Origin of the sequence: Rhodanobacter spathiphylli B39, assembly GCF_000264295.1 — a bacterium.
Lineage (GTDB): Bacteria > Pseudomonadota > Gammaproteobacteria > Xanthomonadales > Rhodanobacteraceae > Rhodanobacter > Rhodanobacter spathiphylli.
This window is the reverse complement of record NZ_AJXT01000011.1, coordinates 1-22,295: the sequence shown is the minus strand read 5'-3', so window position 1 is coordinate 22,295 and position 22,295 is coordinate 1. Positions and strand designations below refer to the sequence as shown.

The 22,295-nt window shown below is 66.8% G+C and carries 18 protein-coding genes; 7 read left to right on the top strand and 11 right to left on the bottom strand.

Features of this window, described 5'->3' with window-relative positions; translation table 11 throughout:
* Nucleotides 1-80: 80 nt before the first annotated feature.
* The 8 genes from UU7_RS06520 to UU7_RS06480 form a co-directional block, all read right to left on the bottom strand.
* Nucleotides 81-935, bottom strand: coding sequence for a 2OG-Fe(II) oxygenase (locus UU7_RS06520; RefSeq protein ID WP_007806560.1), 855 nt, complete (start codon nucleotides 933-935; stop codon nucleotides 81-83).
* A gap of 103 nt (nucleotides 936-1,038) precedes the next feature.
* Nucleotides 1,039-2,511 (bottom strand): MocR-like pyridoxine biosynthesis transcription factor PdxR, encoded by a 1,473-nt coding sequence (gene pdxR, locus UU7_RS06515; protein WP_083845946.1) that lies wholly within the window; start codon nucleotides 2,509-2,511, stop codon nucleotides 1,039-1,041.
* Between the two features lie 329 nt (nucleotides 2,512-2,840).
* The gene (locus UU7_RS06510; RefSeq protein ID WP_007806556.1) at nucleotides 2,841-5,987 is read right to left on the bottom strand and encodes a TonB-dependent receptor; all 3,147 of its coding nucleotides are present in this window, start codon (nucleotides 5,985-5,987) and stop codon (nucleotides 2,841-2,843) included.
* 91 nt (nucleotides 5,988-6,078) lie between these two features.
* A complete protein-coding gene (locus tag UU7_RS18275; protein ID WP_162098639.1) occupies nucleotides 6,079-6,789 on the bottom strand; it encodes a helix-turn-helix domain-containing protein in 711 nt (236 codons plus the stop codon).
* A gap of 414 nt (nucleotides 6,790-7,203) precedes the next feature.
* Complete coding sequence (locus tag UU7_RS06495) at nucleotides 7,204-9,342, bottom strand: prolyl oligopeptidase family serine peptidase (RefSeq protein WP_040672982.1); 2,139 nt, start codon at nucleotides 9,340-9,342, stop codon at nucleotides 7,204-7,206.
* A 231-nt stretch (nucleotides 9,343-9,573) separates the two neighbouring features.
* A complete protein-coding gene (locus tag UU7_RS06490) occupies nucleotides 9,574-11,625 on the bottom strand; it encodes a sodium-translocating pyrophosphatase (RefSeq protein WP_007806551.1) in 2,052 nt (683 codons plus the stop codon).
* 162 nt (nucleotides 11,626-11,787) lie between these two features.
* Nucleotides 11,788-12,198, bottom strand: coding sequence for an RcnB family protein (locus UU7_RS06485; protein ID WP_007806549.1), 411 nt, complete (start codon nucleotides 12,196-12,198; stop codon nucleotides 11,788-11,790).
* 154 nt (nucleotides 12,199-12,352) lie between these two features.
* A complete protein-coding gene (locus tag UU7_RS06480) occupies nucleotides 12,353-13,630 on the bottom strand; it encodes a 6-phosphofructokinase (RefSeq protein ID WP_007806547.1) in 1,278 nt (425 codons plus the stop codon).
* A gap of 192 nt (nucleotides 13,631-13,822) precedes the next feature.
* Between UU7_RS06480 and UU7_RS06475 the strand changes: the two genes are divergently transcribed.
* The 6 genes from UU7_RS06475 to UU7_RS06450 all read left to right on the top strand — a co-directional run bounded on the left by UU7_RS06475 (nucleotide 13,823) and on the right by UU7_RS06450 (nucleotide 19,197).
* On the top strand, nucleotides 13,823-14,407 hold the full coding sequence (locus UU7_RS06475) for an adenylate kinase (protein ID WP_040672980.1): 585 nt from the start codon (nucleotides 13,823-13,825) through the stop codon (nucleotides 14,405-14,407).
* Between the two features lie 38 nt (nucleotides 14,408-14,445).
* Entirely contained in the window at nucleotides 14,446-15,891 is a 1,446-nt protein-coding gene (gene mpl, locus UU7_RS06470) for a UDP-N-acetylmuramate:L-alanyl-gamma-D-glutamyl-meso-diaminopimelate ligase (RefSeq protein WP_007806544.1), read from the top strand.
* Nucleotides 15,892-15,936: 45 nt separating this feature from the next.
* Entirely contained in the window at nucleotides 15,937-16,545 is a 609-nt protein-coding gene (locus UU7_RS06465; RefSeq protein ID WP_007806542.1) for an LON peptidase substrate-binding domain-containing protein, read from the top strand.
* A 55-nt stretch (nucleotides 16,546-16,600) separates the two neighbouring features.
* On the top strand, nucleotides 16,601-17,419 hold the full coding sequence (locus UU7_RS06460) for an SDR family oxidoreductase (RefSeq protein ID WP_007806540.1): 819 nt from the start codon (nucleotides 16,601-16,603) through the stop codon (nucleotides 17,417-17,419).
* Nucleotides 17,420-17,525: 106 nt separating this feature from the next.
* Nucleotides 17,526-18,752: an acetylornithine/succinylornithine family transaminase gene (locus UU7_RS06455; protein WP_007806538.1), complete on the top strand. Its 1,227-nt coding sequence runs from the start codon at nucleotides 17,526-17,528 to the stop codon at nucleotides 18,750-18,752.
* Between the two features lie 25 nt (nucleotides 18,753-18,777).
* The gene (locus UU7_RS06450) at nucleotides 18,778-19,197 is read left to right on the top strand and encodes a lactoylglutathione lyase (protein ID WP_007806537.1); all 420 of its coding nucleotides are present in this window, start codon (nucleotides 18,778-18,780) and stop codon (nucleotides 19,195-19,197) included.
* A 1-nt stretch (nucleotide 19,198) separates the two neighbouring features.
* On the opposite strand, the gene hemL is transcribed toward UU7_RS06450, so the two are convergent.
* The gene (gene hemL / locus UU7_RS06445; RefSeq protein WP_007806535.1) at nucleotides 19,199-20,482 is read right to left on the bottom strand and encodes a glutamate-1-semialdehyde 2,1-aminomutase; all 1,284 of its coding nucleotides are present in this window, start codon (nucleotides 20,480-20,482) and stop codon (nucleotides 19,199-19,201) included.
* Nucleotides 20,479-21,105 (bottom strand): thiamine phosphate synthase, encoded by a 627-nt coding sequence (thiE, locus tag UU7_RS06440; protein ID WP_007806533.1) that lies wholly within the window; start codon nucleotides 21,103-21,105, stop codon nucleotides 20,479-20,481. Before thiE ends, hemL begins: the two co-directional genes overlap by 4 nt.
* Nucleotides 21,106-21,230: 125 nt before the next feature.
* On the opposite strand from thiE, the gene UU7_RS06435 reads away from it, so the two are divergent.
* Nucleotides 21,231-21,425: a rubredoxin gene (locus UU7_RS06435; RefSeq protein WP_040672978.1), complete on the top strand. Its 195-nt coding sequence runs from the start codon at nucleotides 21,231-21,233 to the stop codon at nucleotides 21,423-21,425.
* Between the two features lie 217 nt (nucleotides 21,426-21,642).
* On the opposite strand, the gene UU7_RS06430 is transcribed toward UU7_RS06435, so the two are convergent.
* Entirely contained in the window at nucleotides 21,643-22,095 is a 453-nt protein-coding gene (locus tag UU7_RS06430; RefSeq protein ID WP_007806529.1) for a DUF192 domain-containing protein, read from the bottom strand.
* Nucleotides 22,096-22,295 lie beyond the last annotated feature (200 nt).

Here is a 22,295-nt window from a genome sequence, read left to right as displayed (position 1 = left end):
GATTGAGGAAAGAAGGTCTGCAAGGATACGCCAATCGCTGCTGCGCCGCAGCAACGCGAGCCGGCCGCCGGACCGGCTGTTCAGGCCTTGTGCGAATGTCCGTAGGGACGTTCGCGCAGCCATTTGGTGGCGATCCACTTTTCCCCCCGCTGCACCGGCAAGCCGGCATGCAGGGATTGCTGGTCGCCGCCCTCGTAGGCGAAGTACACCGCGGCACCACGCCGTGCGGTGACGGTGAGGCCCAATTCCGGGAAGGCGGTGCCGCCGCCCTGTGCCGGCGTGTTCAGGTACATCACCACGCTGGCCACGCGCTGGCCACCGACCGCGGTGATGGTGTCGTAGCCGGGCTGCTGCGGGTCGAACCAGTCGAAGTGCGGCTCGTACTCCTGGCCGGGCAGGTAGTGCAGGATCTGCAGTCCTTCGCCGTGACTGACCGGCATGCCCAGCAGGGTGGCCAGGCGTTGCTCGATCCGGCCCACCAGCGGCAGCTCGTTCAAGGTGAAGAACATCCCCTCGCTGGTACGTCGCTGGTCGACCTGGTTGCTGCCGTCGCTGGCCACCGTCAGCGCGCGCTTGAGCCGGGGTTGCGCCAGCGCGATCAGCTCCTCGCATTCTTCCGCGGCGAGCAGGTTTTCCAGCACGCGCAGCGCGGGGTTCTCCACACTGAGCGAAATGCCGACGAGATGCCCGTCGACATCGACTTCAGGCGCTTCGGGATGTCTCGTGCGCAAGCCGCGAGGCGACGCGCCCGGTGCCGCCGCATTCAGCGCCGCCAAGGGCAGCTTCAACACCTCGGCGACGATGCTGCGGCTCTGGCGCGGGTCGTAACCGTTGTCCTTCATCAGCCGCAACACTTCAGTCACGCTGTGGCCGTCCCGCGTCGTGGTCAGAATCCAGTCGCGCAGTTGCGGGGTGATCGTGGTGCGTGGGTGCATGGATGGGACAGCGTCGGCAGCGGAGCGGAAAGCTTACTGCATGCGCCGCACCGGCTTGATCGCGGGCGCGCGCCTCGTCGCCGGCAGGACGGGGCAGGATCGATCAGCCGCCCTGGCAGCGGCGTCGCGCCGGTCGCCGCGCCATCCGCTCCTCCATCTCGTCCAGGCAATGGCCGAACAGTTGCATCGCGTCATGCAATTCCTGCGCGGACAGGCCGCAGTAGCCCAGCAGCAGCCCCTGGCGGGCCTGGGCGGACGCGTAGTGCGGCGCCATCGGATACAGGCCCAGGCCCTGCGAGTGGGCCAGTTCGATCAGTTCCTGTGCCTGCGCTTCGTCGTAGCCGCGAAGCCACACCACCACGTGCATGCCAGCCGGGGAGTCGACGATGTCCACCCGGTCGCCGGCGTGCCGGTGCAAGCCGCGGATGAGTTCTTCGCGGCGCCCCTTCAGCTCCTTGCGCGCCTGCCGCAGGTGCCGTTCGAAACCACCGCTTTCCATGAAATGCGCCAGCGCCGCCTGCTCGATCCCGGGGCAGGAAAAGTCGCTGAGATATTTTGCGTTGATGAAATCGTCCCGCAAGGCGACGGGCAGCACCATGTAGGCAAGGCGCAGGCTGCCGAACAGCGTCTTGGAAAAGCTGCCGACGTGGATCACCCGGTCGCCCTGGTCCAGCGACCGCAGCGCAGCCAGCGGGCGGCTGTCGTAGCGGAACTCGCCGTCGTAGTCGTCTTCCAGGATCCAGCTGTTGTGCGTGTCGGCGTAGTGCAGCAGTTCCAGTCGTCGCCGCAGCGACATCACGGCGCCACTGGGAAACTGGTGCGAAGGCGTGACGCAGACCAGCGCCGGCGCCGGCACGGGCAACGCCTCGCAGACCAGGCCTTCGTGGTCGACCGGCACGGAACAGATGCGGGCGCCATGCGCTCCGAGTGCCTGGTAGGCGCCGAAATAATGGGGGTCTTCCAGCGCCACCGGATCGCCCTCGTTCAACAACACCCGGGCGGCGAGCGAGAAGGCCTGCTGGGCGCCGCTGACGATCAGCACGTTCTCCGGCAGCGCCCGCACGCCCCGGTGCCGTGCCAGGTAGGCGCACACCTGTTCGCGCAGGGCCGGCGAACCCTGCGCACGGATGTCGCTGGTGGGCGTATAGGCCGCGGCGCGTGCCAGTTCGCGCCCCCAGGTCTCGCTGAGCGCGGGATTCACCAGCGGGTTGCCGTACTGCAGGTTGTAGCGCAGGCCGCTGTGCAACTGCGCAATGGTCCTGTCCTGCACCCGTCGCGCGCGATGCGCATAACGCGATGGCGGAGTGATCGAGCGCTCGAGCGGACGCGCCGTGCGCGTGGTCTGCAGGTGCGCCACGTAGCTGCCCGATCCGACCCTGGCGTCGATGAAACCTTCCGCGCGCAACTGCTCGTAGGCAGCCAGCACGGTGGTCCGCGAGAGCCCGAGTTCCTGGGCCAGCTCGCGGGTGGGAGCGAGGCGCGAGCCGATGCCGATGCGACCGTCGAGGATCGCTGCCTTCATGGCTCGCGAAAGTTGGGCGTACTGGGGCCCGGTGCCGTCTAGGATGAGGAACACGCCAGATCTCCGAGGGGTTTCAGAAATGCATGGACTGGAGCCACGGCGATGTGGGGACAACGCGATGGCCGATGGGGAAGATTAGAGGCCAGCGTGACTGCGCGTCGTGCGGCAGAAGTCACGATGAAGCTTCGATGGAGGACTCGTTCGGCTGCGTTCGCGCGGCGTGGATTCGCCGGGACGCGCACCGGTCCACGGCTGCAGTCGTGAAGGCTCGCGGATGGCAAGCCGGAATCCGCCGCCTGCCGCGGCGTCCGTGTCCGCCGGTGAAACAAAAAGGCACCGCCGAAAAGCTCGGCGGTGCCCCGTTTCACGGTGTTGCTGGCGGATCAGAAGTCGTAGTTCACGCCAAAACGCACATAGCGTGGGGTCTGCGCCGTGAACGGACGCAGATAGTTGACGCCCTGACGCGCGTAGGTCTGCGTCGTCTCCTGACTGTCAAACACGTTGTAGACCATCACGTTGAAGCCCAGCCGGCGCTGTGCCCATTCCGGCCGGTATTCCGCGCTCAGGCTCAGCAGGTAGGTCCACGGGTTGTGCGACTCGCCCGGCGACGACGGCTGGCCATTGCAGAAGTGATAGTACGTGCCGTAACCCAGGCCCGGGTTGGTGTTGTTGGCATACAGACCAAGGCAGCTCTTGGGCGCGCCGGACATGACGGTCAGGTTGCCCGACAGCATCCACGCCGGGTTCAGCTGATACGAACCGTACGCCTTGATCTGGTGACGCCGGCTGTTGGCCAGTTCGCCATTGGCGTAGTCCATGATCTGCGCGTAATCCCAGTCGGAGGTGGCCGACACGTCGGTCTGGCCGACGTCGGTCTTCACCTGGCCTTCGCTGTTGCCGTAGCTGCGCGAGAACAGGTAGTCGACCTTGCCCTGCCACTTGCCGTCGAACGGATGCTCCAGGTACAGGTCCAGGCCGTAGTACTTGCGCTTCATCGTGGTGTTGAAGTGGAAATCGTTCTTCCAGTCCATCTGCACGGTGTAGTAGCCGCCGGCCAGCTTCGGGATGTTGAAGACCGAGGTGGCGCCCGGGTTGATCAGGATGCTGCCCGGCACCTGGGTGGCGTCGTAGCTGTTCGGGTCGATGCCCATCGCGTTCATCTTGGCGATGATCGACACGTTGTCGGCGATGTCGTCGATGGCGTTGCGCAGGTTGCGATAGGTGGCCTTGGCACCGTACACCCACGAGTCACCCAGCTTCTTGTCGAAGCCGAGGATGTACTCGTCCTGGTATTCCGACTTCAGGTTGGTCGACGCTGCCGTGCGCGGGTCACGGCCCTGGCCGTACTCGCCGTTGTTCGACAGCGGCTGCCCGGCGCCGACGCTGGTGTCGATCGGGGTCAGCCCGGTGGGCGCGCCGTTGGCGTCGATGCCGGTGTAGGTGTAGTAGGTGCTGGTGAACAGCGAGGTGCCAGCCGAACGCTGCGCCACGCTGCTGGGCAGTGCGAGGTAGTAACGACCCGCATTGCCGTAGACCTTCATGCTGGAGTCGCCATTGACGTCCCAGCTGAAGCCCACGCGCGGCGCCCACTGCGGCGAGGTCAGGCGCAGGTACGGCTGACCGTCGCCACCGTAGTTGGTGAACTGGTCGTTGCGCAGGCCGAGCTTGACCAGCCAGCGATCGTTGACCTGCCAGCTGTCCTCGATGTACTGCGCCCGCTGCGCGACGCGGAACGAGCCGTTGTCGTGGTAGCGGTACTGGTAGACGTAGTAGCCTTTGCTGCCCGGGCCAGCGGCGGCAACCCACGGCGAGTTGCGCCAGTCGGCACCCGCGGCCGCGGTTCCCGGGCCGCCCAGGATGTACTGGTTCGGCAGCGGGTTGCCGTCGCCGTCGGTGATCCGGTCGTAGTACCAGGCATAGCCGAGGCCGTTGGGCGGGAAATACGTGCCCGCGTCGACGTTCGACGAGTTCTGGTTGTCGATACCCGCGGTCAGCGTGTGATCGCCCAGCTTGTAGCTGACATCGAGGCGCAGGTTGGTGTTGGTCGAGCGATGCCCGGGCAGGTTGATCGTCGACACCGTCTGGTTGTTGGTGATGATGTCGCCGCCGGTGACGTCCGGGTTCTGGTTTTCCGGATGGAAGAGGTACGGGTTGGTCGGATCGAATCCGGGCGTGTCGCTGTAGTACGTGCCCTTCATCTTGCCGTACAACGCGCTCACCGTGAGGTCGTCGGTGATGTAGCTGGTGAACTTGGCCGAGTAGAGGTCGGCGCCGTTCTTGGTCGAGGTCGCGCCACCGACGTAATCGGTCTGCTTGTCGCTGTCGTAGTCGTAGTTGTAGGTCGAGCCCTCGTACGAGTCCTTGCTGGACGCACCGGTCAACTCAAGCACGTTGCTGTCGTTGATGTTCCAGTCGAGCTTGCCGTACCACTTCGGGCGGTCTTCGCGCGTATGCGTGATGAACGGCGCCGTCACCGGGCCCACGCCGCGGTCGACTGCGCTGTTGGAGTCGCCCAGGCCCTGCTCGCGCTCGGCCTCGACGGCGGCGAAGAAGAACAGCTTGTCCTTGATCAGCGGGCCGCCGACGTAGGCGTCGACGGTGGTCGTCCATGACTTGTTGTCGTTGCGGCGGCGATAGATGCTGCCGCGCGAACCGTCGCCGTTGACGTAGTAGAAGTTCTTCGGGTCGCCCTGCAGACTGCTGGGCGTCCACTGCACCTGGCCACCGAAATGCCATTCGTTGGTGCCGCGCTTGCCGACCTGGCTGATCACGCCGCCGTCGGAGCGGCCGTAGGCGGCGCCGTAGCCGCCGCTGAGCACTTCCTGCTGGTCGATCGCGCCGTAGGGCAGGGTCAGACCGCCGAAGCCGCTCAGCGGATCGGTCGTGTTGAAGCCGTTGATGTAGTACGCGTTCTCGACGACCGAGGAGCCGCCCAGCGAGACGACCGAGCCGCCGGTGGTGCTCAGGCCGTTGAACAGGCCGCTGCCTTCGACCACGCCCGGGGCCAGCAGCGCGATCGCCTCGGCGCTGCGTGCCAGCGGCAGGCGGGCCAGTTGCTGGGAGGTGATGACGGTGCGCGAATCGACACCGGTCACGTCGATGCTCGGCAGCGCATTGGCCTGCACGGTGACGGCGCTCAGGACCTGAGCGTCCGCCGCGTTCGGCGCGGCAAAGGAAACCTCGGTGCCGGCGCCCACGCGCATCGTGATGTGCGAGCGCGTGTCGATCACCTGGCCATCGCGCTGCAAGGTCACGGTGTAGTCGCCCAGCGGCAGCGAGTCCACGGTGTAGCGGCCGGACGCGTCCACCGCCACTTCACGGGTGATGCCCGCGTTGTTGCTGACCTTCACGGTCTCTCCGCTGTTGGCGGGAGCCTGGCCGAAAATGCTGCCGGTCGTCGCCTGCGCGTGAGCCGGAACAAGGGCGCCGGCACCATACAGTCCCAGCGTGATGGCGGCCGCCAGGCCCAGCGCGGCATGGGCCAGCGGTCGGCTGCCGGGCTTGCGTTGGATATTTACGTGGTTCTTCATGTAGCTCCCCGTTTCAGTGGTGATTGACATCGGATCCGGTGGAACGAACCCGCGTCCACCTCAAAATGAAAATCCGGTGCAGGTGAAAAGCTCAGGCGATCAGGCCCCGGTTGTTCCGGAGCTTCACGTTGAGCTTGTTGTGGAAGGTCATCAGACGATCGATCTGCTCGGCGCCCTGGCTGTGCCCGAGGACGCCGTAGAGTTCGGCCAGCAGGTCCGCGCGTGCGGACTGATCCAGCGAGCCGCCGAGCAGCCCGATGTAGGACTGCAGCAGGCGCAGCGACCCCGCCAGCAGCTGGGGGTCCAGGCCCGCCGCAGGCGACGGGCTGGGCAGGGATTCCGGCGCGCTAGCCACCCGCTCGACGGTGGCCGTCGGCACCAGCCTGACCGGGCGCGACGGCTCGTCGGCGGCGTGCATCGGGCCCTCGCCGGCGACCAGCCACAGCAGCGAAACACCGAGGGTTCGCGCCATGGTGATGCAGCGTTCGCGCGAGATGTCACTGTGGCCGTCGCGCCAGTTGCGCACGGCGCCGGCGGAAAAGCCGCAACGATCGGCGATCGCCGCGGCGCTGCCTTCGAGCTTGATCAGTCGGCGTATGCGCTCGGGCAAACCCCGTGCCGCGTCGGCGGCGTCGGCATGCGCCGCGCCCGGCTCGCCGGGCGACGCGGCATGCCTGCCCGTCATGCCATCGAGCAGGGCAAGGCGCGCCAGGGGCTTGCTCGACGCCGCCGCAGCGACGTGACTGTTGCTGCCGGTTCGCCCCGGGGGAGGGGGCGCGAACCAGGATGCACTGGTGGACATGATGCTGGCTCCATGGGGGAATGCCGGCTTGGGGAGGCCGGCAACATGGGGTGACAAGGCGGGTTGTGGGAGTCCGCCGGGCGTCAGGTTTTTGTTAGGGAAGCGTTGGGGGATGTAGGGTAGATGCCGGAATCTTTCGTTACATAACCAATTCTTCCGGACCGGCCAAAGCCAATTGGCTTGCCCAGCTGCTGCCCCGGGCTGCAGAAATGCAGCCATTGCGCAAATGGATGCGTACCACGATATGGACGTCTGGACGTCCATAATGATTGAACGAATCCGCCGGTCGGTGAGGCGGAAGCCGGTGGCCGAACGAGCGGGGCGGCTTCCCCGGCTTCGCCCGCGCCCCGAAAGAAGATCGCCCGGAACGGAGGCCGTTCCGGGCGATGGGTTACGCAGTCAGGGCTTGGCGGACTACTTCAGCTGGTCCCACAGAAAGTCGTACGCCATCGCGTGCATGTGGGCGGACTGCTGGTTGTCCGCGCCGGCGCCGTGGCCGCCCTCGAGGTTCTCGTAGAACCATACGTTCGGGTGGCCCTGGGCCTGCATTTCCGCGGCCATCTTGCGCGCCTGCACCGGCCCCACGCGATCGTCGCTGGTGGCGGTGTAGAACAGCACGGGCGGGTAATGGCCGTCCTTCTTCACGTTCTGGTAGGGCGAGAATGCCTTGATGAAGTTCCAGTCGGCGGTATCCGGGTTGCCGTATTCGGCCATCCAGGACGCACCGGCCGACAGGTGGATGTAGCGCTTCATGTCCAGCAGCGGCACTTCGCAGGCGATCGCACCGAACAGCTGCGGATACGTCGTCAGCATGTTGCCCATCAGCAGGCCGCCGTTGCTGCCGCCCTCGGCCCCGAGATGCTTCGGCGAGGTCACCTTGCGCTTGATCAGGTCCTCGGCAACCGCCGCGAAATCCTCGTAGGCGCGCGGGCGGTTGGCCTTCAGTGCGGCCTGGTGCCATTGCGGGCCGTACTCGCCGCCACCGCGGATGTTGGCGATCACGTAGACGCCGCCGCGTTCCAGCCAGGCCCGGCCGACGCTGCCGCTGTAGTAGGGCTGCAGCGAGACTTCGAAACCGCCGTAGCCGTACAGCAGGGTGCGGTTGGCGCCGTCCAGCTTGAGGTCCTTCGGGGCGATTTCGAAATAGGGCACGCTGGTGCCGTCCTTCGACTTCACGAAGTGCTGGCTCACCGTGAACTTCGTGGCGTCGAAGAACGCCGGCGCCTGCTTGACCGTCTCGGCCGGCGTGCTGTCGAGCACGCCGCGCTGCAGCGACGACGGGGTCAGGAAGCCGGTGACGTCGAGCCAGTATTCGTCGCTGTGGTCGGGGTCGGTGTCGATCACGCTGATCGAGCTCATCGCCGGTGCGCCCGGCATCGCCGCGCGCTTCCAGTCCCCATCGGGCGTGGCCATCTGCGGCGGCGTCAGCACGTCGAGGCGGCTCTTCACGTCGTCCATCAGGTTGAGGATCAGGTGGTGCCGGGTCCACGCGTAGGAGTCCAGCGAAGTATGCGCATCGGGCTTGAACAGCACGGTGAACTCGCGCTTGCCGGCCATGAAGCGGTCGAACTGCGTGGCCAGCAGTGCGCCGGCCGGATAGGTTGTGCCGTTCACGGTCCACGGCGAGCGCGTGCGCACCAGCAGCCATGCCTGGTGGGCATCGGCCTCGGCATCGTCGGGCACCTCGACGCGGGCCAGGCTGCCATGGATGCGCTGATACAGCTCGCTGTGGAAGAAGTCCCTGGCGATCGATACGAAGTCGCGCTCGTAGCCTGGTGTGCGATCGTGGTACGCGCTGACGGCGAGGTCGGTCGGTTTGCCTTCGTACACGACGGCGGCGTTTGCCAACGGGGTGCCACGCTGCCACTGCTTGACGATGCGCGGGTAGCTCGACTCGGTCATCGTGCCGGGCCCGAAATCGGTGCCGACGTAGACCGAGTCCTCGTCGATCCAGCCGACCTGGGTCTTCGCCACGGGCAGCTCGAAGCCGTTCTTCACGAAGCGCTTGTGCGGTATGTCGAACTCGCGCACGGCGATGGCGTCGCCGCCATCCGGCGACAGCGACACCAAGCAGCGCTCGAACGCCGGCTTCAGGCATTGCACGCCCTTGAACACCCAGCGCTTGTCCTCGGCCTTGTTCAGCGCGTCGATGTCCAGCAGCACCTCCCAGGCCGGCTCGGCCTTGCGGTATTCGGCCAGCGTGGTCCGCCGCCAGATGCCGCGCGGGTGCGACTTGTCGCGCCAGAAGTTGTACAGATGGTTGCCCATCCGGCTCACATAGGGAATGCGCGCGTCGGAGTCGAGCACTTCGAGGATGCTGTCGCGGGTGCGGGTGAATTCGTCGTTGTCGACGAAGCGCATCGCCGTCGTGGCGTTCTGCTGCTTCACCCAGTCCATGGCGCGGGTGCCGTGGATGTCTTCCAGCCACAGGAACGGGTCGTCGTGGCCGTTTGCGGCAGGGGCTGCCCCGGGGGGCGTGGTGTCGCGGGCGTGGATATCGGTCATGCCTGTCAGTGTGACGCCAAGCGCCAGCATCAACCAGAGTGATTTCATGATGTGTCCCCAGGTGCGCGAAGAACGGGATGGACGTGGCCGGTGCGGCCCGCGGTCAGTCGAAGCGCGACCGTCCGATCATACGGCCGCTGCCGACCAAAGTCAGGAGCGCCAGTCCTGGAACAGGAATCCCGCCACGGGGGCGGGATTCTGTCGTCTCGATCCGGCCCCGCTTCGCCGCTCTCCCGGTGTGCGGGAGAGCGGCGAAGTGCCGTGCGGGAGTCGCTTCGATTACAGCAGGGGGATCATCAGCAGAGCCACGATGTTGATGATCTTGATCAGGGGGTTTACTGCGGGGCCGGCGGTGTCCTTGTACGGATCGCCGACGGTGTCGCCGGTCACGGCGGCCTTGTGCGCCTCCGAGCCCTTGCCGCCGTGATGACCGTCCTCGATGTACTTCTTGGCGTTGTCCCATGCGCCGCCGCCGGTGGTCATCGAGATCGCCACGAACAGGCCGGTGACGATGGTGCCGATCAGCACGCCGCCCAGCGCCTGCGCGCCGGCCTCGGGGCCACCGAGCCACTTGAAGCCGAAGATCACCAGCACCGGCACCAGCACCGGCAGCAGCGACGGCATGATCATCTCGCGGATGGCCGACCGGGTCAGCATGTCCACCGCGCGCGAGTATTCCGGCTTGGCGGTGCCGGCCATGATGCCCGGGATGTCACGGAACTGGCGGCGCACTTCCACCACCACCGCACCGGCGGCCCGACCGACCGCCTCCATCGCCATCGCGCCGAACAGGTACGGGATCAGGCCGCCGATCAGCAGGCCGATGATCACGTAATGGTTCGAGAGGTCGAAGCTGACCAGGGAGCCGCTGAAGTGCTGGCTGAGGTTGTGCGTGTAGTCGGCGAACAGCACCAGCGCCGCCAGTGCCGCCGAACCGATGGCATAGCCCTTGGTCACCGCCTTGGTGGTGTTGCCCACCGCGTCCAGCGGATCGGTGACGCCGCGCACTTCCGGTGGCAGGTCGGCCATCTCGGCGATGCCGCCGGCGTTGTCGGTGATCGGGCCGTAGGCATCCAGCGCCACGATCATGCCGGCCATCGACAGCATCGCCGTGGCGGCGACCGCGATGCCGTAAAGGCCGCCCAGGGCGAACGCACCCCAGATCGCGGCGCATACGGCCAGCACCGGCCAGGCGGTGGACTTCATCGACACGCCCAGGCCCGCGATGATGTTGGTGCCGTGGCCGGTGGTGGAAGCGGCGGCGATATGCTGCACCGGCTTGTATTGGGTGCCGGTGTAATACTCGGTGATCCACACGATGCCGCCGGTCAGGGCCAGCCCGATCAGGGTGCAGCCCCACAGGTTCATCGCGCCGTGGCTGAAGTCCGGCATCAGCTGCATGGTGATCGGATAGAACGCGGCAGCGGCCAGCACGGCCGAGACGACCACGCCCTTGTACAGCGCGCCCATGATCGAGCCGCCCTGTTTCACCTTGACGAACAGCGTGCCGATGATCGAGGCGATGATCGACACGCCGCCCAGCAGCAGCGGATACAGCACCGCGTTGGCGCCCACCTCGCTGATCATCAGGCTGCCCAGCAGCATGGTGGCGATCACCGTCACCGCATAGGTTTCGAACAGGTCGGCGGCCATGCCTGCGCAATCGCCCACGTTGTCGCCCACGTTGTCGGCGATCACCGCCGGGTTGCGCGGGTCGTCCTCGGGGATGCCGGCCTCGACCTTGCCGACCAGGTCAGCGCCCACGTCGGCACCCTTGGTGAAGATGCCGCCGCCCAGGCGCGCGAAGATCGAGATCAGCGAACTGCCGAAGGCGAACCCGACCAGCGCGTGCAAGGCGGGTTCACCGTTGATGCCCATGCGGTTCAGCAGCAGCCAGTAACCGGCCACGCCGAGCAGGGCCAGGCCGACCACCAGCATGCCGGTGATCGCGCCGCCCCGGAAGGCGACATCCATTGCCTTGCCCAGGCCGCCGCGAGCCGCCTCGGCGGTGCGTACGTTGGCGCGTACCGACACGTTCATGCCGATATAGCCGGCCGCGCCCGACAGCAGCGCGCCCAGCAGGAAGCCGATCGCGGTCGGCCAGCTCAGAAAGAAACCGATCAACAGCAGCAGCACCACGCCGACCAGGCCGATGGTGGTGTACTGGCGGTTGAGGTAGGCGCGGGCGCCTTCCTGGATCGCTGCGGCGATCTCCTGCATCCGTTCGTTGCCCGGCGATTGCGCCAGGATCCAGCGCGCGGAGAACGCGCCATACAAAACCGCCACTAACGCACATGCAACAACGATCCACCAGCCATACTGCTGCAGCATCGGAGCCTCCCCATGGGTTGTATGCGGCCGTCCGGAACGGGCGGTCTCGGGGAGTATAGGCAGACGTTGCGGCGCGGGCTGTTGTGCGGCGCAGCGCCACCGAGGAAATGAAAAGGGCCGCGTACGAATACGCGGCCCTCGATGCCTCAGCCTGTCGCGGCTCTAGCGCAGCGCCACATCCAGGATGATGCCGGTGGCGATGGCGACCAGCAGGTAGTCATTGTCGGCGCGCACCCAGTGATAGCCGCGCGGCGGATGGCGCAGCCGGTAGTAGCCGTAGTCGCGCACCACATAAGTCGGACCGTAGTAGCGATGGCCGCGTTCCCAGCGATGCGGGTGACCGTAGTGGCGCGGGCCGTAATAGCCGTGGCTCACATAGCGCCGGTCGTCGTGGTGGCGGTAGTCGCGGCGGACCTCGTAGCGGCGGTGATCCTCGCGGCGGTTGTCGTGGTGACGATCACTGCCGCGGTCGTGGCCATGGCGGCCATGATCCCCGGGGCCGGGTGCGGCCAGCGCGAAGCTGCCGGCGCCGAGCAGGGTGATCGCAACGAGCAGGCGGGCGATGAGTTTCATCTCGGGTCTCCTCCCCCGGCAATGGCCGCGACAATGCGGCGTTCGACCGGGGCAGGTTGGATCGTAGGAAGCTGCGGCTGAACGCCAGCCGATTCCGGCAGGGCGGTTTCAGGTGGCGCTCAGCACCGCGAACACGGTCACAGACTGCGCCGGTTCAGCGCTGGAACGGGGCCAGCTTGCGTGGCACCGCGACGTTCTTCAGGCTCACGTAACGTGGCAGGCCATCCTTGCCGTAGGGCAGGGCCGCCTCGCCCCGGATCAACGGCGCCAGATAGCGGCGCGCGGCGGCGGTGATGCCGAAACCGTCGCGGCTGATGAAGCCCTTCGGCATCTTCTTCTCGCGGTTGGCGATCTTCGCCAACGGCGCCGGTTCGATCTTCCAGCGATACGGTGCATCGGACGTGCGCACGATCACCGGCATCACCGCGTTCATCCCGGCCAGCGCGTATTCCACCGCGGCCCGGCCCACGGCATGCGCCTGCTCGGCGTCGACCTTCGACGCTGCATGGCGCGCCGAGCGTTGCAGGTAGTCGGGCAGCGCCCAGTGGTATTTGTACCCGAGCTTTTCCTTCACCAGCGCCGCCAGCACCGGCGCCACGCCGCCCAGTTGCGCATGGCCGAAGGCGTCGCGCGTGCCTGCTTCGGCGAGGAACTGGCCCGCCGCGTTGCGCACGCCTTCGGAGGCGACCACGGTGCACCAGCCGACGCGCTCGACGGTGGCCTTCACCTTGGCCAGGAAGGCCGCCTCGTCGAAGGCGTTCTCGGGGAACAGGATGATGTGCGGCGGCGCATCGGCGCCCTCGCCGGCCAGGCCCGCGGCGGCGGCGATCCAGCCGGCGTGGCGGCCCATCACTTCGAGGATGAACACCTTGGTCGAGGTCTCGGCCATCGAGGCCACGTCGAGGCTGGCTTCCAGGGTGGAGATCGCCGTGTACTTCGCCACCGAGCCGAAGCCGGGGCAGCAGTCGGTGACGGCCAGGTCGTTGTCCACCGTCTTCGGCACGCCGATGCAGCGGATGTCGTAGTTCATCGCCTTGCCCAACTGCGAGATCTTCAGCGCGGTATCGGCCGAGTCGTTGCCGCCGTTGTAGAGGAACCAGCGGATGTCGTGCGCCCGGAAAACCTCGATCAGCCGCTCGTACTCGGCGCGATTGTCGTCCAGCGATTTCAGCTTGTAGCGGCACGAACCGAACGCGCCGCCGGGCGTGTGGCGCAGCATGGCAATCGCGCTGGCCGACTCCTTCGAGGTGTCGATCAGCTCTTCGCGCAGCGCGCCCAGGATGCCGTTGCGGGCGGCATACACCTTCACGCCCCGGCCGCGGGCCGCTTCGATCACCCCCGCCGCGGTGGCGTTGATGACGGCGGTGACGCCGCCGGACTGGGCATACAGGATGTTTCCGGCAGGGACGGGCGAACGGCGACTCGAGCTCATGGGTTCCTCGATACGGGCGATGAAGTGTTGCGCATGGTCGGCAACAAAGGTTTTGGCGACAGATACTTGCGCGTGCCTGGGGGTTGCCGCCGTTTGACGGCTTGGGGTGCAGCGGCTAATTTGGCGCACAATATCCGGGATATCGGACGGACTGTTGCAGTGTGCGGCAGTACGTCGAACTTGTGGAGCATTATGCGACTCGTCCTACTTGGTGCGCCCGGCTCGGGCAAAGGTACGCAGGCAGCCCGATTGAAGACGGCGCTGGGCGTACCGCATATCTCGACCGGCGACATGCTGCGCGCCGCGGTGGCCGCGGGTACCGCGATGGGACTCAAGGCCAGGGCGGTGATGGATGCCGGCCAGCTGGTTTCCGACGACATCCTGCTCGGCATGCTGGAAGAGCGCCTGGCCCAGCCTGACGCGAAAGCCGGCTTCATCCTCGATGGCTATCCGCGCAACCTGGCCCAGGCCGACGCGCTCGACCACCTGTTGGCCAGGCTCGGCCAGCCACTGGATGCGGTGATCAAGCTGGACGTGCCGAACGACGCGATCATCGGTCGCTGCGAGATCCGCTTCAAGGCCGAAGCCCGCGCCGACGACAATCCCGACACCGTGCGCAAGCGCCTGGGCGTGTATGCCGAACAGACCGCGCCGGTCGCCGATTTCTACGCCAGCCGCGGCAAGCTGCAGGTGGTCGATGGCGTCGGCGAGCTCGACGAGGTCACCGCGCGGGTCGAACAGGCCCTGCGCCGCGAGCCCGCTGCCGCGAACGGCTGAGCACTTCCGCTCCGGCGGACTTCACGGAGTCGTTCGGCATGCGCCTGCACATCCTCGGTATCTGCGGCACCTTCATGGGTGGCGTCGCCGCGCTTGCGCGTGAACTCGGCCACACGGTCGAAGGTTCCGACGCCAACGTGTATCCGCCGATGAGCACCCAGCTGGAAGCGCTGGGCATCGGCCTGATGAGTGGCTACACCGCGCAGCACCTGCAGCCGGCGCCGGATCGGGTGGTGGTCGGCAATGCGATGGTGCGCGGCAACCCCGCCGTCGAGTACATGCTCGATGCGCGGTTGAACTACATTTCCGGGCCGCAGTGGCTGGGCGAGACCGTGCTGGCCGGGCGCGACGTGCTGGCGGTGGCCGGCACCCACGGCAAGACCACCACGACCAGCCTGCTGGCGCATCTGCTCGAGAGCGCGGGGCTGGCACCGGGCTTCCTGATCGGCGGAGTGCCGGGGAATTTCGGGGTGTCGGCACGGCTGGGGGGCAAGCAGGCATACGCGGGCCCCGAACCCTCATCCGGCGCTGCGCGCCACCTTCTCCCGAGGGGAGAAGGGAGTGTTGTGCCGCCTGCGGCGGCGCCTTTCGTGATTGAGGCGGACGAATACGACACCGCGTTCTTCGACAAGCGCTCGAAGTTCGTGCACTACCGTCCGCGCATCGCCATCCTCAACAACCTCGAATACGACCATGCGGACATCTTTCCCGATGTCGCGGCGATCCAGCGCCAGTTCCATCATCTGGTGCGCACGGTGCCCGGCAACGGCCGGCTGATCGTCAACGCGCACGACGAGCGCCTGGCCGAAGTGCTGGCGATGGGTTGCTGGACGCCGGTGGAAACCTTCGGCATCGGCCGCGGCGACTGGCAGGCCAGCCTGATCGAGACGGACGGCTCGGCCTTTGCCGTGTATCACCGTGGCGAACGGCTGGGCGAAATACGCTGGACCCTGCTCGGCCACCACAGCGTGATGAACGCGCTGGCGGCGCTGGCCGCGGCGGCTGCCGCCGGTGCCGATCCGCGAGCGCTGTTGTCCGCCTTCGCCAGCTTCGAGAGCGCCAAGCGCCGGATGGAACTGGTCGGCGAGGTGGACGGCATCCGCGTCTACGACGACTTCGCCCATCATCCCACCGCGATCGCCACCACCCTGGCCGGCCTGCGTGCCAGCGTGGGAACGGCGCGCATCCTGGTCGCGCTGGAGCCGCGCTCCAATTCGATGCGCCAGGGCGCGCATGCCGAGGCGCTGGCGCCGTCGCTTGCCGACGCCGATGCCGTGGTCTTTCTGCAGCGCCCGGAATTGCCCTGGGATGCGCACCGGGTGACCGACGCGCTGGACGGCCGCGGCGCCACGGCCGCGACGGTCGATGCACTGATCGACCACCTGCGCGAGCAGGTGCGACCGGGCGACCAGGTGGTGTTCATGTCCAACGGCGGCTTCGAGGCGGCCCCGCGTCGCTTCGTGGAAAGCCTGCGCCAGGCCTGAGCGGCCGGCGGTGACCGTGCCCATCGCTGTCGTTACACTCAGGACATGGTTGCCCGTTCCCATCCGCCGCTGATCGAGGTGCCGCTGTTCCCGCTGCCTGCCGTGCTGTTTCCGGCCGGCAAGTTGCAATTGCGCATCTTCGAGCCGCGCTATATCGATCTGGTGCGCGAGTGCACGCGTTACGGCACCGGCTTTGGTGTCTGCCTGATCCTGCAGGGACAGGAAACCGGTGCGCCGGCGGTGCCCGCCGCGATCGGCACGATGGCGCACATCCATGACTTCAACACCGATGAAAGTGGCCTCCTCGGCATCATGGCCACCGGCGGACGGCGCTTTCGGGTGGCACGAAGTCGGGCAAGATCGGACGGCCTGCTGCGCGGCGAAGTGGAAATCTGGCCGGACGAACCGACCGTGGAAGTGCCGGTGGAGTTCGCGCTGCTGCAGAGCATCCTGGAGCGCCTGATCGAAACCATGGCGCCCCACTGGCGCGATGCGCCACGCGCCGCCTACGAGGATGCCAGCTGGCTCGGTCTGCGCCTGGCCGAACTGCTGCCGCTGGATGTCGCCGAGCAGCAAGGCATGCTGGAGCTGACCGACCCCCTGCTGCGCCTGGCCGAATTGCGCGACATCCTGCCGCGTTTCCAGAAGGCATAGTCGTCACCCGCTAGACTGCCTGTCTGCACTTTCCCTTTCGAGGATTCGACACATCATGGATACGCTGGCCGGCAAGACCTTGTTCATCAGCGGCGCGTCGCGGGGCATCGGTCTGGCGATCGCGCTGCGCGCTGCGCGCGACGGCGCCAACATCGTGATCGCGGCGAAGAGCAACGTGGCCAACCCGAAGCTGCCGGGCACCATCCACACCGCGGCCGCGGAGATCGAGGCGGCCGGTGGCAAGGCGCTGGCCTTGCAGGTGGACATCCGCGAGGAAGAGCAGGTGGTCGCGGCCGCCGCACGGGCCGCCGAACATTTTGGCGGCATCGACATCGTGGTGAACAACGCCAGCGCGATCTGGCTGGCCGGCACCGCCGAGACGCCGATGAAGCGCTTCGACCTGATGCAGCAGGTGAATACCCGTGGCACCTTCCTGGTGACCCGCAGTTGCCTGCCGTATCTGAAACAGGCGGCCAATCCGCACGTGCTGATGCTGTCGCCGCCGCCGAACCTCGATCCGAAATGGTTCGCGCCGCATACCGCCTACACCATCGCCAAGTACGGCATGAGCCTGTGCGTGCTGGGCATGAGCCCGGAGTTCGCACCGATGGGTATCGCAGTGAACGCGCTGTGGCCGCGCACGGTGATCGCCACCGCGGCGATCGGCATGATTGATGGCGTGAAGGTCGAGCATTGCCGCAAGCCCGAGATCGTGGCCGATGCCGCCCACGCCATGCTGACCCGGCGCTCGACGGAATACACCGGCCATTTCGCGATCGACGAGGACGTCCTGCGCGAGGCCGGGATCAGCGATCTGTCCGGCTACGCCGTGCAGCCCGGGGCGCCCCTGTTGCCGGACCTGTTCCTGGACTGATCTTCGGAACCCCTGCCGGACCGCGGCGCCAAGCGCGACCAGGCGTCAAGGTGGCACGCGTGGCATTCCGTCCGGTTCGCACCGACATCAACTTTTCGAGAACGACATGCACGAACAAGCCTCCGACCTGATCGAACTGGGCAAGCGTTACTGGTTGCCGGTCTACAAACCGCGTGAACTGGTGCTCGATCATGGCAAGGGGGCGCGGGTGTGGGATACGGAGGGCCGCGACTACGTGGACTTCGGCGCCGGCATCGCGGTGAATGCGCTCGGTCATCAGGACCCGGACCTGCTGGCCGCGCTGACCGCGCAGGCGCACAAGTTGTGGCACAGCAGCAACGTGTTCTACACCGAACCGCCGCTGCGCCTGGCCGCGGAACTGGTGGAAGCGTCCGGCTTCGCCGAGCGGGTGTTCCTGTGCAATTCGGGTGCGGAAGCGAACGAAGCGGCGATCAAGCTGGTGCGCAAGTGGGCGGCAGCGAACGGGCGTCCGCCGGAACGGCGGATCATCCTCACGTTCTTCGGCTCGTTCCACGGACGCACGCTGGCTACCGTCACCGCCACCGCGCAACCGAAATACCAGGAGGGCTACGAGCCCCTGCCGGCGGGCTTCGTGCACGCCGCGTTCAACGACGTCGATGCGCTGGAGGCGGCCTTCGCCAACCACGACCTCGCGGCGGTGATGCTGGAGCCGATCCAGGGCGAAGGTGGCGTGCTGCCTGCGGCGCCGGGCTTCCTGCAGCGCGTCCGCGAGCTGTGCGATGCGCACGACGCCTTGCTGGTGCTGGACGAGATCCAGTGCGGCATGGGCCGCACCGGCTCACTCTTCGCCCATGCCCATGACGGCGTCACGCCGGACATCGTGACCCTGGCCAAGGCGCTGGGCAGCGGATTTCCGATCGGCGCGATGCTGGCCGGCCCCAGGGTGGCCGAGGTGATGCAGTACGGTGCGCACGGCACCACCTTCGGCGGCAACCCGATGGCGGCGGCGGTCGCCCGCGTCGCGCTGGCCAAGCTGGGTTCGCCCGCGGTGCTGGCCAACGTGGAGCGGCAGGCGAACGACCTGCGCGCCGGCCTCGCCCGGATCAATCACGAGTTGAACCTGTTCGACGAAGTGCGCGGACGCGGGTTGATGATCGGTGCGATGCTGGCCGAGGGGCATCGGGGCAAGGCGGCGGCGATCCTCGATCATGCCGCGGCGCATGGCCTGCTGCTGTTGCAGGCCGGGCCCGACGTGCTGCGCTTCGTGCCGCCACTGACGATTGCCGACGAGGAACTGGCCGATGGCTTGGCCCGTCTGCACGCGGCCTTGAGCGATTTCGCGGCAAGCTGAAAAACCTGGACATCCGGAGCCGGCAATGAAATATCTGCACAGCATGGTGCGCGTGCGCGACCTCGATGCGTCGCTGCGCTTTTACTGCGAGGGGCTGGGGCTGCGCGAGGTGCGCCGCAAGGAAGTGCCCGAGGGCAAGTTCACCCTGGTGTTCCTGTCCGCGGCGGAGAGCCCGGAGGCCGAGATCGAGCTGACCCACAACTGGGGTTCGCAGGAAGACTACGGTTCGGCGCGCAACTTCGGCCATCTTGCGTTTCGCGTGGATGACATCTACGCCACCTGCCAGCGCCTGCAGGACATGGGTTACACCATCCATCGCCCGCCGCGCGACGGCCACATGGCCTTCGTGCGTTCGCCCGACCTGATCTCGGTCGAGCTGCTGCAGGAAGGCCAGTTGCCGCCGCGTGAGCCGTGGGCGTCGATGCCGAACACCGGCAGCTGGTGAATCAGCCCTTCGCCTCGCGCAGGGCGCCGCGGGCGGCTTCCAGCGTGTCGGCGATGTCCTGGTCGCTGTGCGCGCTGGACATGAAGCCGGCTTCGAACGCGGAAGGGGCCAGGTACACGCCACGCTTCAGCATGCCGTGGAAGAAGCGGTTGAACAGCGCGCTGTCCGCTGCGGTGGCTTGCGCGTAGGTCGTCACTTTCTCTGCGGTGAAGAACAGGCCGAACATGCCGCCGACGCGATTGGTGCTGAAGGCCACGCCTTCGCCATCGGCGACCGACTGGAAGCCGTCGGTCAGCAGCCGCGTGCGTGCGGCCAACCGGTCATGGAAGCCGGGCGCCTGGACCAGCTCCAGCATGGCCAGGCCCGCAGCCATCGCCACGGGATTTCCGCTCAGCGTTCCAGCCTGATAGATCGGCCCGGCCGGTGCGATCTGCTCCATCAGTTCGCGCTTGCCGCCATAGGCGCCCACCGGCATGCCGCCGCCGATGATCTTGCCGAAGGTGGTCAGGTCGGGCGCCACGCCGTAATGCGCCTGTGCACCGCCGAGCGCCACGCGGAAGCCGGTCATCACCTCGTCGAAGATCAGCAGCGCACCGGATTGCGTGCACAACTCGCGCAGACCCTGCAGGTAACCGTCGAGCGGGGCGATGCAATTCATGTTGCCGGCGACGGGCTCGATGATCAGGCCTGCGATCTCGTGCCCCTGCTCGGCGAACAGCGCCCTGGCCGCATCCAGATCGTTGTAGGGGAGAGTCAGCGTGAGGTCGGCATTGGCCTTGGGCACGCCCGGCGAGGTCGGCACGCCGAAGGTCAGTGCACCGGAACCGGCCTTGACCAGGAAGCTGTCGCCGTGGCCGTGGTAGCAGCCTTCAAACTTCACGATCTTGCTGCGACCGGTGGCGCCGCGCGCCAGCCGGATCGCCGACATGGTCGCCTCGGTGCCGGAGTTCACCATGCGCACCATTTCCATCGAGGGCACCAGGCGGGTGATCGTCTCGGCCATCGTGACCTCGGCCGGGCAGGGTGTGCCGAACGACAGTCCGTTGCGGATGGCGCGTTCAACCGACTCGCGCACCGCCGGATGGTTGTGGCCGACGATCATCGGGCCCCAGGAACCCACGTAGTCGATGTAGCGATCGCCTTCGACGTCCCACAGGTACGCGCCGTCCGCACGTTCCGTGAAGAACGGCTCGCCGCCCACGGATTTGAATGCGCGCACGGGCGAGTTCACGCCACCGGGCATCAATTGCCGGGCGCGCTGGAAGAGTTCGTGGTTGGTCGTCATGCGGAATTCCGATCGGAGGAGTACAGGTCGTCGAAGCGTCGTGCGGCGGCGCGAACGTCGGTGGCGGCAAGCACCGACGCAACGGCGGCCAGGTAGTCCGCACCCGCTTCAACCAGTGGCCGCCCATTGTCCGGCGTGATGCCACCGATCGCCACCCGCGCTATGCCCAGCGCGGCGCTTTGCCTCAGCAGGTCGATCGGCGCCAGGGACGCCAACGGCTTGGTCGACGACGGAAAGAACGCACCAAACGAGACGTAGCTTGCACCGGCGCGGGCCGCTGCTTGCGCCCGCGACAGCGAGTCGTAGCAGGAGACGCCGATGATCGCCTGCGGCCCCAGGGCCTCGCGTACCGCTGCCGGATCGTCGTCGTCGCGACCGAGGTGCACGCCGTCTGCACCGACTTCCATGGCCAGGGCGATGTCGTGGTCGATGATCAGCGGAACATGGTGCGCCCGACAAAGCGCCGCAAGCGCGCTGGCCTCGGCATGGCGACGTTGCCCATCGCGGCCGAGATCCCGGTATTGCAGCATCCGGGCGCCACCTTCCAGCGCCAGCGCGGTGGCTTCGAGCAAGTCTGCCCGTGGCCCGTTCGTGATGGCATACAGTCCGCGCCGGTTCGGCATTCCGCGTGTATTCAAGTGGCGACCTCATGTCGGCAAGTCTGGTGGGTGCGTCCGACCCGCGCTTTCGTATTCGCGGTCGAGTTGCGAGAATGGGCAATTATCCTGCGATTCGAAGAAATCCGATCATGAGCCAGAGTTCCAGCGAGACCGCCGTCCGCAAGTGGATGTGCGTTGTGTGTGGTTACATTTACGACGAAGCCATCGGCGTACCCGATGAGGGCATTCCTGCCGGCACCCGTTGGGAAGACGTGCCCGATACCTGGACGTGCCCGGATTGCGGCACCACCAAGGACGACTTCGAGATGATCGAGCTCGACTGAGCGCCGATTCCCGCCAGCAAACGGCCCGATTCCGTCAGCGCACTGACCGGGCCGCCTGCTCTGATGTTCCTGCGCCCGGTCCGCGGCGCGCCATGCGGGAGCATCTCATGCAGCAGTTCATTCCCTTTGAAGACGACTGGGACGCATTGGAGAACCTGCGCCCCGAAGATCTCATTCCCTATCGCGTCGGCATGCTCGACACGCCACGCGCCGCGGTTCAGCGCACCGCACCGAGCTCGCCGTCGATCTTCAGCACGTCGCCCGCCCTGAAACCCATCCGTTGCGCGGTGCCTGCCGGCAGCTCCAGCACGTAGATTGCCGGCGCGGCGCTTGGATAGACCGGGCAGGGATCGGCCTTGCAGGGCGGTACATTCTGCTGCACCGAAACCAGCCGCTTTTGCTCGTCGAAGTACAGGATGTCCAGCGGAATGAGCGTGTTCTTCATCCAGAAGGCCTGCGGGCCGCTCGCGGGAAACGCAAACAGCATGCCGTGATCGGCCGCCAGCGTGGTGCGCATCATCAGGCCACGCTGGCGACCGGCATCGTCCGTGGCCAGTTCGACCGAGAACCGATGGCCGTCCAGTGCGACTGCGGTCGGAGCTTCATGTGTCCTTGTACTGCAGGAGCACGCAGCCAGCAGGAACGGAATCGTGGTCAGCCACCGTCTCATCACTTGCGCATCCGCCATGAAAGGTTGCGGGCCAGTGTAGTGCGGCATGGAACGCTCGCCGTGAGGAAACGATGTTGCAAAAAAATGTCGCGCCCCCTTCCAAGATCGGTTGCATGGCGCTATGATTCACGCCCCTTCGACGAGACGTCCTGCTGCGAAGGTTCCTGCTCCAAACAATCTCGAAAAAAGCTTTCACGAGG